General features: G+C 71.1%; 11 protein-coding genes and 1 pseudogene. 3 read left to right on the top strand and 9 right to left on the bottom strand.

Annotated features, from left to right (window positions below; translation table 11 throughout):
- Positions 1–8: 8 nt before the first annotated feature.
- The 3 genes from OM076_RS10590 to OM076_RS10600 all read right to left on the bottom strand — a co-directional run bounded on the left by OM076_RS10590 (position 9) and on the right by OM076_RS10600 (position 4,533).
- On the bottom strand, positions 9–767 hold the full coding sequence (locus tag OM076_RS10590; RefSeq protein WP_270039715.1) for a hypothetical protein: 759 nt from the start codon (positions 765–767) through the stop codon (positions 9–11).
- An 81-nt stretch (positions 768–848) separates the two neighbouring features.
- On the bottom strand, positions 849–2,747 hold the full coding sequence (locus OM076_RS10595) for an Ig-like domain-containing protein (protein WP_270039716.1): 1,899 nt from the start codon (positions 2,745–2,747) through the stop codon (positions 849–851).
- 7 nt (positions 2,748–2,754) lie between these two features.
- Complete coding sequence (locus OM076_RS10600) at positions 2,755–4,533, bottom strand: P-loop NTPase fold protein (RefSeq protein ID WP_270039718.1); 1,779 nt, start codon at positions 4,531–4,533, stop codon at positions 2,755–2,757.
- A 145-nt stretch (positions 4,534–4,678) separates the two neighbouring features.
- Here OM076_RS10600 and OM076_RS10605 point away from each other — a divergent pair, with 145 nt between their 5' ends.
- Positions 4,679–6,013, top strand: coding sequence for a hypothetical protein (locus OM076_RS10605; protein WP_270039719.1), 1,335 nt, complete (start codon positions 4,679–4,681; stop codon positions 6,011–6,013).
- Here the strand turns inward: OM076_RS10605 and OM076_RS10610 are convergent.
- Genes OM076_RS10610 through OM076_RS10620 form a run of 3 tightly spaced genes read right to left on the bottom strand, consistent with a single transcriptional unit; the run spans position 6,001 to position 8,529 of the window.
- The gene (locus OM076_RS10610; RefSeq protein WP_270039720.1) at positions 6,001–6,177 is read right to left on the bottom strand and encodes a hypothetical protein; all 177 of its coding nucleotides are present in this window, start codon (positions 6,175–6,177) and stop codon (positions 6,001–6,003) included. The genes OM076_RS10605 and OM076_RS10610 overlap by 13 nt on opposite strands.
- Positions 6,174–7,205, bottom strand: a complete 1,032-nt coding sequence (locus OM076_RS10615; protein WP_270039722.1) for a cytochrome d ubiquinol oxidase subunit II — start codon at positions 7,203–7,205, stop codon at positions 6,174–6,176. The genes OM076_RS10610 and OM076_RS10615 overlap by 4 nt, the downstream gene beginning before the upstream one ends.
- On the bottom strand, positions 7,198–8,529 hold the full coding sequence (locus OM076_RS10620) for a cytochrome ubiquinol oxidase subunit I (RefSeq protein ID WP_270039724.1): 1,332 nt from the start codon (positions 8,527–8,529) through the stop codon (positions 7,198–7,200). The genes OM076_RS10615 and OM076_RS10620 overlap by 8 nt, the downstream gene beginning before the upstream one ends.
- Before the next feature lie 25 nt (positions 8,530–8,554).
- On the opposite strand from OM076_RS10620, the gene OM076_RS10625 reads away from it, so the two are divergent.
- Positions 8,555–9,652 carry a mandelate racemase/muconate lactonizing enzyme family protein gene (locus tag OM076_RS10625; RefSeq protein ID WP_270039727.1) on the top strand — a complete coding sequence of 366 codons (1,098 nt, stop codon included), beginning with the start codon at positions 8,555–8,557 and terminating at the stop codon, positions 9,650–9,652.
- Between the two features lie 40 nt (positions 9,653–9,692).
- On the top strand, positions 9,693–10,481 hold the full coding sequence (locus tag OM076_RS10630; RefSeq protein WP_270039728.1) for an alpha/beta fold hydrolase: 789 nt from the start codon (positions 9,693–9,695) through the stop codon (positions 10,479–10,481).
- On the opposite strand, the gene def is transcribed toward OM076_RS10630, so the two are convergent.
- From def to OM076_RS10645, 3 genes and pseudogenes are all read right to left on the bottom strand, one after another.
- On the bottom strand, positions 10,459–11,031 hold the full coding sequence (def, locus tag OM076_RS10635) for a peptide deformylase (protein WP_270039730.1): 573 nt from the start codon (positions 11,029–11,031) through the stop codon (positions 10,459–10,461). The two genes, OM076_RS10630 and def, sit on opposite strands and share 23 nt — an antisense overlap.
- 21 nt (positions 11,032–11,052) lie before the next feature.
- Positions 11,053–11,997: a hypothetical protein gene (locus tag OM076_RS10640; protein ID WP_270039733.1), complete on the bottom strand. Its 945-nt coding sequence runs from the start codon at positions 11,995–11,997 to the stop codon at positions 11,053–11,055.
- Positions 11,998–12,049: 52 nt separating this feature from the next.
- Positions 12,050–13,171 (bottom strand): annotated as a pseudogene (locus tag OM076_RS10645) (hypothetical protein); the annotation flags it as partial.

Raw genomic sequence — 13,171 nt, forward strand, 5'->3', positions numbered from 1 at the left:
CACACCTCTCACGGCGTGTAGATCGACATGCAGAACGACCGCGAGGCGCCGGTTCCCGCGGCCGGCACGAAGCAGTCGACGAGGGCCTCGGCCGTGGACGCGGTGGGGTCCTGGACGAGGAACTTCAGCTCGTGGTCGCCGACGCCGTTGAGCGGGCTCGCCGCCCCGTCCTTGATCTTCAGCGTGCCGCCCGGGGTCACGGTGGTCGCGCCCGGGTCGCCGGTCACGGCGAGGTTCGTGGAGCGGAGGTTGCGAAGCGTCACCGTCGCGTCGAAGCCGGCGACGCCGTCGGTCTCCAGGCGGAAGCCGAGCGGCGAGGTCAGGAACGTCTGGGCGGGCACCGCCCAGGTCTGTGCGGAGCCGGCGAGCACTTGGCCCGCGGGCATGAAGGCCTTGGCGTCGAGGCCGTCGAGGGTGCTCGCGTCCTTGGCGTGCCCGGCCTCGTCGGCGCGGCCGGCGTGGGTCGCGTCATCGGCGGCGGTCGCGTGCGACGCGTCGTCGGCAGCCGCCGCGTGCGCGGCGCCGGTGGCCGTCGTCGCGGTGTCGGCGTGCGCGGCGCTGGCCGCCGACGGCACCGTGCCGAGCTTGGCGACGTCGAGCTGGTTCGCGGTGAGGGAGTGGTTCTTGATCCGGTCGGCCGGGAGCGAATGCTGCTTGAGCTTCGCGCCGCTGATCATCCCGGTCGCGGCGACGCTCGTCCCACCGAGCGCGACGAAGAGGGCGAGCGAGGCGACCACGTTGGCGTAGGTCAGGGGGAGTCGGGGCATGCCGATGACTCTTCCGCCTCGCCGGCACGCCAACGATGTGGCCGCCCCCACCGCGATGTGAAGGCAGCCTCCGTAATGCGCTCAGCAGGTCTTCGCCGGCACGGTCGCGCCCTCCGGGACGCACTGGCGGGTCGTCGCGAGCGGCCGTTTCGCGAACCTCGTCAGGCCCTTGCGACCCGAGCCCGGACGGTTGACCTTCGTGACGACGTAGTCGCCGATCAGCCCCGCCTGGGTCACCTTGATCGCGATCACCGTTCCCGGAGCCAGCGTCTTGCCGGCGAACTTCGAGAGGCGGATGCGCTTGCCGGCCGACGTCCGCTTCTGCGCGTAGGGACACGCCTTCCTGCCCGGGCAGAGGACTTCGACGACGGCGCCCTTCGGCGCGTCGTCGATGCTGACGCCGCTGAGCTTGACGCCCCTGCGGGTGACCGACGACCAGCTGACCGTCGCGGTGATCGAGATGCGCGCGAGCGCGGGCTTGGCGGCGGGCACGACCGGCGCGACGATCGGCGCGGGAACGACGACGACCGGCGGCGCGACGACGGTCCAGGAGCGGCTCGCCGGTGAGGCGTCCGCGTTGCCCGCGCCGTCGATCGCGCGCACGTCGAGCGTGTGCGGGCCGAGCGAGAGATCCGACAGCGCGTGGCCCGCCGGCCGGTTGCACGGCGCGAAGTCGTCGCCGTCGAGGCGGCACTCGTAGCGCCCGCCCTCGCCCGCGCCGCCGAAGCTGAACACGGCGGTGGTCTCCGTGGTCGTGCCGCCGGCGTCGGGACCGGTCGCGATGGTCGTGTCGGGCGGCGTCGCGAGCACGCGCCAGGCCCGCGACGCGGTACCCGGGTCCTGGTTGCCGGCCGCGTCGGTGGCGCGCACCTGCAGGGTGTGATCGCCGTCCTTGAGCCCGATCACGGTGAGGCTGCCGCTCGCGCACGGCAGCGCCGCGCCGTCGAGCCGGCAGGCGAACGTCCCCGCCTCGTCGCTGGCGAGCGTGAACGTCGCCGTCGTCGCGCTGCTGATCGAGCCGTTCGCCGGGCCGCCGGTCAGCGTCGTCGTGGGCGGGTCGGTGTCGACGGTCCACGTGCGACTGACGGTCGTGCCGATGTTGCCCGCCCGGTCGGTCGACGTGGCGCTGAGCGTGTAGGTCCCGTCGGCGAGGGCCGAGAGCGCGATCGACGAACCGCCGCACGCCAGCACCGCGCCGTTGAGCTTGCACGTGCGGCTGGTGAAGACCTCGTTGGTGCTGATCGCGAACGTGGCCGAGCGGCTGTTCGTGCGCGAGCCGTTGACAGGGCCGTTGGCCAGCGTCGTCACGGGCGGCGTCGCGTCGACCGTCCAGGTGCGCGTCGAGGCGCTCGCGTCCAGGTTGCCCGACGGATCCTTGGCCTGGACGCGCAGCGTCTTCGCCCCTTCGGGGAGCGCCGTCAGGTTCAACGTGCTCGTGCAGGGGATCGTCGTGCTGTTGAGCGTGCAGACGTAGGTGCCGACGTTGCCCGGCTGGGTCGTGCCGAGGGTGAAGCTCGCCGTCCGCGCGCTGGTGAAGCTCGCCTCCGCCGGACCGCCGGTGAGCGTCGTGTCGGGAGCGGTCGTGTCCTTGAAGTACACGCGCACCGCGTAGTCACCCGCGTCCCCCGCCGCCCACGTCCAACTCGACTGGTTGCCCGACGCCACGATGTCGGTCGGGTGGACCCACTCGTAGCGGTCGAAGACGAAGCCCGCCGCGGGCGTGGCCTTGAGCGTGTAACCGCACCCGCTGCAGTAGATGTCGCCGGACACGCAGGACGGCTGTGCCGCGTCGGTCGCGGTGGTGTCGGTGAGGCTCCCGCAGCGCTGCCGCGTGGGGTCGGGGTTCTGCGTCTCCTCGACGAGCCCGCCACCGCGGATGTCGATCGTCAGCTTCCACGCATGCGCGGTCGCGACCCCCACGCTGAAGAGCGCAACCAGTGCGGTGAGAACGACGAGCACGGCGTTGCGGCTTCTCAGCATGGGGGGCCTAGTCGGGGACGATGGCGACCGCTGGGATGAAGTAGATCAGGCGCTCGATCAGCGGGCTCAGCGGGGGCGACTCGCGCAGCAGCTCGATGAGCTCGTCGACGTTGTCCGTGCCGAGGATCTCGGCGTCCTCGTCGCCACGGTCGGCGGCTGCCTCGAGCTCGGCGAGGAAGTCGGGATCGCGGAGCACGGCCTGGCCGACCGCCGGCCAGCGCTCGCGAAGCACGATCCACCTGGCGAGATCCCGCGCCTCGAGGTTCGGCTCACCCCCGAACATCTCCCGCGAGCGGGCGATCTCGGTCATCAACTGCGCATGGTTGAACATGCGCTTGCTCTCACGCGGCAGGCGTGCCGGATAGTCGGCCATGAACTGCTCGACGGCGCGAAACTCCGCGCTGTCCAGGAACGATCGCGATACGAGGTCGCCCACGAGCGCATGATCGGCCGGCTGGACGCCGGCGATGACCTCGGCGGCGACGACGTCCGGTGTCAGCTCGCCCTGCTGTTTGAGGTCCTCGATCTTGCGCTCGTACGCCTGGCGCTGGCGCCGGCGCCGGCGGCGAAGCCGGCTCGACCAGAAGATCAGGCCGATCGCGACGACGAACGTGATGTACAGGCTCTCGTCGACGCCCGCCGGCGTGTTGCTCTCTTCGTCGGCCGTCGCGCCGACCAGGACGAAGAAAAAGACCACCCACACCGCCAGCGGCCACCACTTCGCCCGCTCGATCCAGCCGAGCCACTGGCGTCGCTCCGCCGCCGGCGCCGCAGCGTCGCGCACGAACCGCGGCCCGGTGCGCAGTGAGTCGCTGAAGCCCGAACTGACCCGGCGCATCGCCGCCGGATCGGGCGGCGGGAGCGTCAGCTCGACCTGCGCGATCTTCTCGAGATACCGGCGGCCGGCGTCATCCGCGCCCGCGAAGCGCACGGACGCCGAATCGGCGATCCGGCGCATGTCGGCGAGCAGGATCGTCACGACGCCTTCGTGCGCCAGCAGCTGGCTGGCGACGCGGCAGACCTCCAGCGCGCGCTCGCTCTCGCAGCGATCGAGGTCGTCGACCAGGATCACGAGGCGGCCCTCCCGGGTCGCATGACGGATCAGCGTGCCGAGCTGGCCCTTGACCTCCGCCATCGATCCGTGCGCCGCCGCCGAACGGGGATCGTCGATGAACTTCGCTGCGCTCTTGGCGGTCGCGAACACGCGCTGGAAGATCAGCAGCGCCACGAGCGCCACGCCCACGGCACCCGCGCCGCGGGCGGCGTCGGTGCCGATCAACGGAAGATCCGGTTGCAGGATCGCCACCGCGGTCGCGACGACCAGGCACAACGCCGCGGACGCCAGCGTCCGCCGCAGCCGCTCGCCGGACTCGAGCATCACGCTCGGGAGCGGGAACAGCGCGCGCCGCCACCACACCCGCCGCCGGCTCGCCTCGCGCGCGACGGCACCCGCGAGCGCCGCGCCCAGGTGCTCGGCGTCCTCGTGCTCCCACGCGTTGAACCAGCACACCAGCCGCGGCTGGTCGCCGTGCCGGCGGGCGACGCGACGCTCCAGCAGCGTCTGCAACATGCCGCCGACGGAGCTCTTCCCGCCGCCCCACGGCGCGCTGACCGCGATCGTCAACGGCGTCGCGGTGTGCTCGTTGTCGGCGACGAGGCACAGCGCGTTGGAGAACGCGACGAACCCGAACCCGTCCAGCGCGGGATCGCGGAGCGGCGTATCGGCCAGCAGCGGCACCCGTTCGGCGCCAGGCGCATCGCTCGGCTGCACGGTCATGGTGTTCATCGCCTCAAAGACAGGGAAACCCGGCCCGAAGATACATCGGTTTCTTCATGCGGCCAACCTCTCGCGGCGGGGCGGGGTCTCTCCCTCCATGCAGATCACCCCTCCGAGCCGCCGACGGCGGTCGACCATCTTTGCCCTCGCCGCCGTGGCCGCGGCGCTGATCGCCCCCGCCGCCGCGTCCGCCGGCGTCTTCTCCTACGACGAGGACACGAACACCACCGACCCGGCGGGGTACGGCAACGCGCCCGGCCAGCCGCAGAACCAGAGCTCGTCCGACCCGTGCAAGTGGACGGTGAAGGGCCGGCTGTACGTGCGCAACCCCACGCTCGACGGCATCGCCGACGGCGACCCGCTCCCGGGCGTCGAGATCAAGGTGTCCGGCGCCGACTGGCTCGGAACGGTCGGCAACGTGTTCGGCCGCTGGGACACCGTCCACACCAACGCCAACGGCGAGTTCACGGTCACGCACACCGAGTGCGATCAGCGCCGGGTCCGCGTCGAGGCGAAGTTCGAGAGCGCGAGCGGCGACCTGCGCGTGCTCGGGTCGAGCAGTCCCGAGTGGTACGTGCTCAAGGACACGGGCGAGCTGCAGCTACCCGGCACGATCGACCTCCAGGGCGAGCCGTTCGGGGGCGAGACCGGCGATCAGGCCACCGGTCAGGCGCGCACCGATGCGCAGGACTGGCTCCTGTATCGCCGGGCGATCGACTACGTCACCTCGCTCGGCCACTCCTTCCTGAACCCCGTCACCCTCAACAACCCCGCGTCGCTGCACGACGGCGACAACTCATGGACCGACCCGGTCTTCCACGGCATCCACATCGCCCCGGCCAACACCAACAGCCGCTGGAACATGCTGCACGAGCTCGGGCACGCGTTCGCCTACCCGCGCGAGCAGGGCGAGGACTGCCTGGTCTTTGGAGCGCTGGGGACCGACACGACGCACGGCGCCTCGGAGAAGCCCTGCGTCGCCTTCAACGAGGGCTTCGCCAACTTCTTCGCGAGCAAGCTCGACGAGGAGCTGACCGGCGCCGGGCTGATCGCGCCGCGCGACCCGTCGAGCTCTGACCCGCGTTCCCGCGCCTATCTGGTGTCCAAAGGCGTGCTGAACCTCGACGATGCGTCCCACAGCGACCTCGGCTTCGACCAGGCGTTCCGGATCCTGACCCAGGCGGACATCACCCGCGACCTGCTGGGCGACGGCCTCGGTCCCGCCAAGTGGGCGACGGACTACGCGGGCGCGAGCTGCGCCGGGCGCGGCGTGCCGAGCGGGTTGAGCGGCCTGGGCAGCGCGCTGAAGGTCCTCGGTGACGCGAACGATCAGTTCGACCTCCGCGACGCTGACCGGCCGACGATCACGCAGTTCTTCAATCGCGCCGACGACCGCTTGAGCGCGTTCGACGCGTCCGATGCGACCGCGTACCGGAAGCTCGTCGACCCGGCCAACGACACCGAGCCGCACACGCTCTACGGCTGCTGAGCCTCGTCGTCAGGCGCCAGGAACTCCGGGTCGGCGATCGCGAACACGCCCGCGATGACAAACGCGAAGAGCAGCGGCACGCCGAGCCAGATGATGTCGAGCACGACCATCAGGATCACGCCGATCACCAGGCACGACACGGCGAAGATGACGAGCCGGCTCATGTGTGGAAGCGCTGGTCGAGGGGCTCGTAGGTCTGGTCGAGCTGGCCGCGCAGCACCAGCCGGTACAGGTACCACAGCGACGGGCCGAGGATGAGCATGCCGACGGCGACGATGATGATCGTCGCCTGAAGCGTGGCGTCGGCCGCCGCGGCGGCGTCCAGCGTCAGGTGCGGCGGGAGCAGGTACGGGTTCTGCGCCAGCGCCCAGCCGACGACGATCGCGACGACGGCCAGCGCGGACGAGACGCGGGCGAGGCCGTAGCGCTCGGTCCAGACCAGGAACAGCGTGAGCCCGCCCGCCGCGGCGGAGACCAGGACCATGGCCAGGCCTGCGCCCGACGTCAGCCCGTCGAAGATCGCCCGCGAGTCCGAGCGCAGGATCGCCAAGCCGCCGATGGCGACGATGCCGCTCGCGCCGCCGGCCGCCAGGGCCCGCGCGCGGAACGCCGCGGCGAGGTCCGGCAGGCCCGCCCGCACCGAGTCACCCGCGAGGTACACGGCGGCGAGATACGCGCCGGTCAGCACGGCGATGACCCCGATCAGCGCGGAGGTGGGGTTCAGCCACGACGACCACGGGTCACCGGTCGCGTTGCCGAGCCCGACGCGGCCGGAGGCGATCCCGCCGAGCACCGCCCCGAAGCAGAACGGGATCAGCACCGACGCCGAGGCGAACAGCGCGCCCAGCACGCGGGCCTCGTTGATCGTCGCCGCCTGGCCGCGCAGCGCGAACGCGGTGCCGCGGAAGATGATCCCGATCGCGGCCAGGAAGAGCGGGATGTACAGCGTCGTGAAGATCGAGCCGAACGCCGTCGGGAACGCGGTCCAGCAGATCACGAGCACGAAGATCAACCAGACGTGGTTGGCCTCCCAGACCGGCGCCATCGACCGCTGGATCATGCCCCGCAGCCGCCCGCCGCGCGCGGCGCCGCCCGCGGTCAGGTCCCAGAAGCCGGCGCCGAAGTCGGCGCTCCCGAGCACCGCGTACGCCGCGATGCCGAGCACGATGAACGCCGCGCAGACCTCAGCCACGACCCGCCACCTCCGTCTCCGGCGGCTTGCGCGCCAGCCGGCGCAACAGCCACACGACCGCCGCGCCCAAGCCGATGTAGACGAGGATCAACACGACGTAGCCGACGCCGAGCCCGTTCGCGTTCGTGACCGCCGCCTCGGTGCGCATCACCTGGTAGACGATCCACGGCTGGCGGCCGACCTCGGTCACGATCCACCCCGCGATCAGCGCGACGAACGACAACGGCCCGGCCAGCATCACCAAGCGGAAGAACCAGGGCGAGAGCGGCAACCGTCGCTTGCGGTACCAGGTGACGATGAACCAGACGCCGAGCAGCGCGAGCCCGGTTCCGATCCCGGCCATCGTCTGAAACGCGTAGCGCACGATGTTCACCGGCGGACGGTCCGCGGGCGGAACCGAGTCGAGGCCGGTGATCGTCGCGTTCGGGTCGTGCTTGGCCAGCAGCGACAGCATCTTCGGGACTTCGATCCCGAAGCGCACCTCGCCGCGCGACTCGTCGTAGAACCCGCCGAGGGTGAACGGCGCGCCCGTCGTCGTGTGCTGCAGACCTTCCATCGCCGCGAGCTTCACGGGCTGGCGCTCGGCGACGGTCCGCCCCGCCCAGTCGCCCACGATCACCTGCACCGGCGCGACGAGAGACGCGAACGCCAGCGTCACGACCAGCGCGGTGCGGTGATAGCGATCGCGGCGCCCTTTCAGCCACGCGTAGGCGTACACGCCGGCGACGATGAACCCGCAGACCAGGTAGCCCGCCAGGTACATGTGGATCAGCTCGTGCCACATGTTCGAGTTCAGGAGCGCGGACCACGGCTGCGGGTCGAGCACCTCGCCGTTGGGACCGAGGTCGAACCCCGTCGGGTCGTTCATCCAGCCGTTGACCGCGATCACGTTGAACGACCCGGCGAACCCGCTCAACACGACCGGGATCCCGGTCAGGAAGTGCGTGCGCTTCGGGAGCCGGTCCCAGCCGTAGACGTAGATCGCGATGAAGATCGCCTCGACGAAGAACGAGATCCCCTCGAGCGCGAAGCCGATCCCGAACACCTCACCGAAGCGCGCCATGAACTCCGGCCACAGCAGGCCGAACTCGAAGCTCAGGATCGTCCCCGTCACCACGCCCACCGCGAACAGCGTCACGGCGACCTTCGACCAGCGTTTGGCGAGCGCCTTGTAGGTGGCGTCGCCGGTCCGCAGGTACAGACCCTCGACGAACAGCATCATCGCCGGGAACGCGATCCCGAAGCAGACGATCGGGATGTGGACCGTCAACGACAGCGCTTGCATCTGTCGCGCCTGGAGCAGGTCGGCGGCCGCGGCGACCACGAGGCGAAGATACTGTCACGCGGCAATGAGGATCGCTCGCGTGACCAGCTTCGGCTACGACCTGCACTACGCGCACGGCGAATACGTGATGTCCGGCGGGCGCACGATCACGTCGCTGCCCAGCACGATCGTCAAGCTCGAGACCGACGACGGGCTCACCGGCTACGGCGAGACCTGCCCGCTCGGTCCCGCCTACCTTCCCGCGCACGCCGGCGGCGCCCGCGCGGCGCTGCGCGAGCTCGCGCCCGCGTTGAAGGGCATCGATCCCCGCAACCTCAACGCCGTCTGGCACGCCATGGACCACGCGCTCGCGGGCCACGACTACGCCAAGGCGGCGGTCGACATCGCCTGCTGGGATCTGCTCGGCAAGGCCGCGGGCCTGCCCGTCAGCACGCTCCTGGGTGGGGCGACCGCCGCCGACTTCCCGCTCTACGTCGCCATTCCGCTCGGCCCGATCGCGTCGATGGTCGAACACGTCAAAGCGCGCCGGGCCGAGGGCATCCGCCTGTTCCAGCTCAAGCTCGGAGCCGACCCGCGCGAGGACGCGCAGCGCGTGCGAGCGGTGCTGGAGGCGACCGAGCCCGGCGAGACGATCATCGCCGACGCCAACGGCGGCTGGCGCCTGCAGGACGCGACGATCGCCGCGCGCGCCCTCGAGGACCTCGACCGCGTGCTCTTCGAGCAGCCCTGCCCGACGCTCGAGGAGTGCCTGATCGTCCGCGAGCGCACGACGCTCCCGATGGTGCTCGACGAGGTCATCACCGACATCGACGCGCTGCTGCGCGCGCGGCCGGCGATCGAGGCGATCAACCTCAAGATCGGGCGCGTCGGCGGCCTCACCAAGGCGAAGCTGATGCGCGATCTCGGGCAGCGGCTCGGCCTGCGGTTCACGATCGAGGACAGCTGGGGCGGCGACGTCACCACCGCCGCGGTCGCCCACCTCGCCGCCAGCACGGCCCCGTCCCAGCTGCTGACGGCGAGCTTCATGAACGACTGGACGCTCGAGCACATCGCGGGCTACGAGCCGCGCAGCCACGATGGCCGCGGACGCGCCCCGAACGCGCCAGGTTTGGGCATTACCGTCGACGACAGTAGCCTCACGCCGCTCACCACAGTCGATTGACGCAAGCCGAGGGCTGTGCGCGCTCCATAGCGTCACGAAGATGAGACTTCTTCGCCGCATCGCGGTCCTCGTGACCGCCTTCGCCGCGCTGGCCACGCTGCCCGCGGCCGCGCAAGCCGCCAAGCCCACCGTCGTCCTCGTCCACGGCGCCTTCGCCGACGCCTCCGGCTGGTACGGCGTCCAGACGATCCTCGAGGACAAGGGCTACAAGGTCGTCAGCCCGCCGAACCCGCTGCGCGGCGTGTCCGCGGACTCCGCGTACATCAAGAGCGTGCTGAGTCAGATCAGCGGGCCGATCGTCCTCGTCGGCCACTCCTACGGCGGCATGGTCATCACCAACGCCGCGACCGGCAACGCGAACGTCAAGGCGCTCGTCTACATCGCCGCCTACGCGCCGGACGCAGGCGACACCGTCCTGACCCTGAGCGCGCTCGGCAAGCAGGGGCAGATCGGGCCGGCCACGCTCGACATCAAGAACTTCCCGAACCCGGACGGCAGCATCGGTCAGGAGGGCACGATCAAGCTCAACGTCTTCCACGAGATCTTCGCCGCCGACCTGTCGAAGAAGCTCGCGCGCAACATGTCGCTCGCTCAGCGCCCGGCGTCGCTCGTCGCCCTCGGTGAGCCCTCCGGCCCGCCCGCCTGGAAGACGATCCCGAGCTACTACATGATCGCCGGCGCCGACAAGGCGATCGGTGCCGACGCCGAGAAGGCGATGGCCAAGCGGATCAGCCCGAAGAAGACCGTCACGGTCAAGGGCGCGAGCCACGTCGTCTTCATCTCCCAGCCGAAGACGACGGCCGACTTCATCCTGCAGGCGGCGAAGTAGCGGCGTCTTCCTCCTCCTTCGCCGGCCTCCACGGGAGGCCGGCGTTGAGGGCGCGTACCGCCGCTCGGCGCTGTTCGGTGGAGGTGCGGTCGAGCATGAGGACGCCGTCGAGATGGTCGAGCTCGTGCTGGAGCACGCGGGCGTGGCCGCCGTCGGCCTCGATCCGCAACGGCTCGCCAGCCGCGTCCTGGCCGGTGAGGACGACCGCGCGCGGGCGCTCGACCTCGACGTTGACCCGCGCCTTGCCGAGCGACAGGCAGCCTTCGAGCATCGTCTCGACGTCATCGCTGGACGACTCGATCTCGGGGTTGACGACGACGCGCGCGGGCGCGTCGTCCTCGTCGTCCGGGAGCCGGTAGACGAACACCCGCCGCAGCGAGCCGACCTGCGTGGCCGCGAGCCCGGCGCCGTCGGCGCCCTTCATCAGCTCCTCGAGCTCGGAGACCTGCTGCGCGAAGGCGCGGTCGAAGGTCTCGACCGGACGGGCTTTCTCGCGCAGGACCGGATCGCCCCACTGGCGGATGTGCGTGAAGGCGCTGTCGTCGGCCACGGCGGGGCAGGATAACGCCGCTCAGGCGCCGTCCGGATACCCGCCGCGGTGCAGCACCATCGGGAAATGGGGGAGCGTCTCCGGCTGCTTCGCGCTCTCGCGCCACCCGCTCGGCGCGGGAACGAAGCCCGCGATCGGCTCGAGCGCCGCGAGCAGCTCGCCGTCGCCGATCCGCGCCTCGATCCGCGCCAGCCGCTCCTGCGCGGCGGCCCGCGCCTCGGCTCCGGCCGGCGTCAGCCGGGCGACGTTGAAGCGTCCGTCCTTGCCGATCTCCGCGAAGCCGCTGCGCTCGAGCCAGCCGAGCGCCATCGCGTTGCCCTCCTTCGAGACGCCGGTCAGCTTCGGGAGATCGGCGACGCGCGCGTCGAGCACCCGCAGCGTGTTCGCGGCCACCGCGAGCGAGACCTTCGACCGCCGCTCGAAGATCAGCGCGATCGCGAGCAACGCGCGGGAGAGCAGGACGCACAGGGGCGCCTCCGCGTCGGCGGCGGCCCGCTCGCCGGTCGTCACGCGGCCGCGGGAGAACAGGCCGTAGCCGAGGATCGGCAGCGTGTCCGGCATCTCCACGTCGATGCGCCCGCTGAGCGCGGAGCGCAGCCGCTGGAGGTCGAAGCGCTCGGCCCAGCGCATCTCGACCGCTTCGATCTGCCTTGCGAACTCCGCGCTCGCCGTGAGCCCCGCCGGCGTCACGCGGACGACGCCGTCGTCGACGCTCACGTAGCCCCAGCGCCGCATCCCGTCGAGGTTCGTCGCTGTGTGCGCACGCTGCGCGATCTCGGCCTCGGTGCGGCCGTCCGCGTCGACGAACCGCAGGCAGTTGAAGTACATCGCGAGCGAGACGAGCCAGGGCGCGCCGCGCGGGCCGCCGTGGTCGGTGGTGCGGTGCGGGACGCGCGCCTCGAACCCGGCGTCGACCTCCAGCGTGTAGGCGACCAGGGCGTGTGAGAGCAGGCGGGTGAGCGGCATCGGCCGCCCCCATGGTGGCGGCGCCGCGGCCACGATGGGATGAGCGTTTCGGCTACTCGATGACGATCCACTTCAGGAAGAGCCCCATCGCGCGGGCCTCCTCCCAGGTCGCCTTCTCGTTGGCGCCGGTGTAGTGGCCGGGGTCGTCCTTGATCACGAACTCGTCGGTGACGGCCTGCAGCCGGACGAAGTGGCGGTACTGGCCGATCACGACCTGCCGGCCCGCGTCGAGCTGCGGGCCGAGCTTGGCGATGACCGTGCTCTTGTAGCGCTCGAGCGGGACCTTGCGCTCGATCTCGGCGGTGGAGAGGCCGCCGGCGTTGGCGGCGCGCTGCTCGGCCGTGCGGTTCTTCTTCGTCTCGTCGGTGGCCTGGTTGTCGGCCGCCTTCCAGTGATCCTTGCCGTAGCTCGCTAGGTCGTCGGCGGTCGCGAGGTTGCCCTTGGTCGCCTTGGCGCCGAAGTCGGCCGCGAGCGTGGCGATCGCGTCCGCACTCGGGATCGCGTTGAACGCGTCGTTCCCACCCTTGAGGATCGCGGCGTCGTTGCCGGTCTTGTAGCCCATCTGCCACGCGATCGCCGCCATCGCGACGTAGTCGGGGAGCCGCAGGCCGGCGAGCTCGGACCCCACCTTGCCCGCGGCCTTGTCGTCGATGTCCTTCTTGAAGACCTTGGCGATCGGCGGGATCAGCTCAGGGTGCTTGTAGTCGCCCGAGGACTTGCCGAGCGCCTCGAGCGTCATCGACAGCGACGTGATGTTGCACGTGTTCCAGACGTGCGTGATCTTCCCGGTGACCTTGTCCTTGCGATCGAACTCGAGAATGATGTTCAGGCCCTGGTAGTAGTAGGGCGAGAGCGTGTTCATCGCGCGGTAGAAGTGCGGCTGCAGCGCCGGTTCGAGCACCGCGACCTTGGCCCGCAGCGACCGGAACCCGGCCACGAGGTCGTCGCGCCCCTGCCCGGTCTCCTCGTTGCGCTCGTTGTGGGCGAGGCCCTTGAACGCGGTCTCGAGCGCGGCGAGCTCGGCCGCGGCGGCCTGCACGGCGGGCGTGTGCGAAGCGACGACGAGCGCCTCGAGCGCCGCGTCGGCGAGCGGCGCGCGCGGACCGGCGGGAACGGCCGGCGCGGTCGCGGTGGCGGGCGGTGCGGCCTGTGCCGGCGGGGCGGCAACGGGCGG

It is taken from the genome of Solirubrobacter ginsenosidimutans (assembly GCF_027587205.1).

What these genes read in the sequence shown, in the direction of transcription:
- OM076_RS10590 (WP_270039715.1), bottom strand. Translation starts at nt 767, where the DNA reads ATGCCCCGACTCCCCCTGACCTACGCCAACGTGGTCGCCTCGCTCGCC.
- OM076_RS10640 (WP_270039733.1), bottom strand. Translation starts at nt 11,997, where the DNA reads ATGCCGCTCACCCGCCTGCTCTCACACGCCCTGGTCGCCTACACGCTG.
- OM076_RS10630 (WP_270039728.1), top strand. Translation starts at nt 9,693, where the DNA reads ATGAGACTTCTTCGCCGCATCGCGGTCCTCGTGACCGCCTTCGCCGCG.
- OM076_RS10595 (WP_270039716.1), bottom strand. Translation starts at nt 2,747, where the DNA reads ATGCTGAGAAGCCGCAACGCCGTGCTCGTCGTTCTCACCGCACTGGTT.
- OM076_RS10610 (WP_270039720.1), bottom strand. Translation starts at nt 6,177, where the DNA reads ATGAGCCGGCTCGTCATCTTCGCCGTGTCGTGCCTGGTGATCGGCGTG.
- OM076_RS10600 (WP_270039718.1), bottom strand. Translation starts at nt 4,533, where the DNA reads ATGAACACCATGACCGTGCAGCCGAGCGATGCGCCTGGCGCCGAACGG.
- OM076_RS10625 (WP_270039727.1), top strand. Translation starts at nt 8,555, where the DNA reads ATGAGGATCGCTCGCGTGACCAGCTTCGGCTACGACCTGCACTACGCG.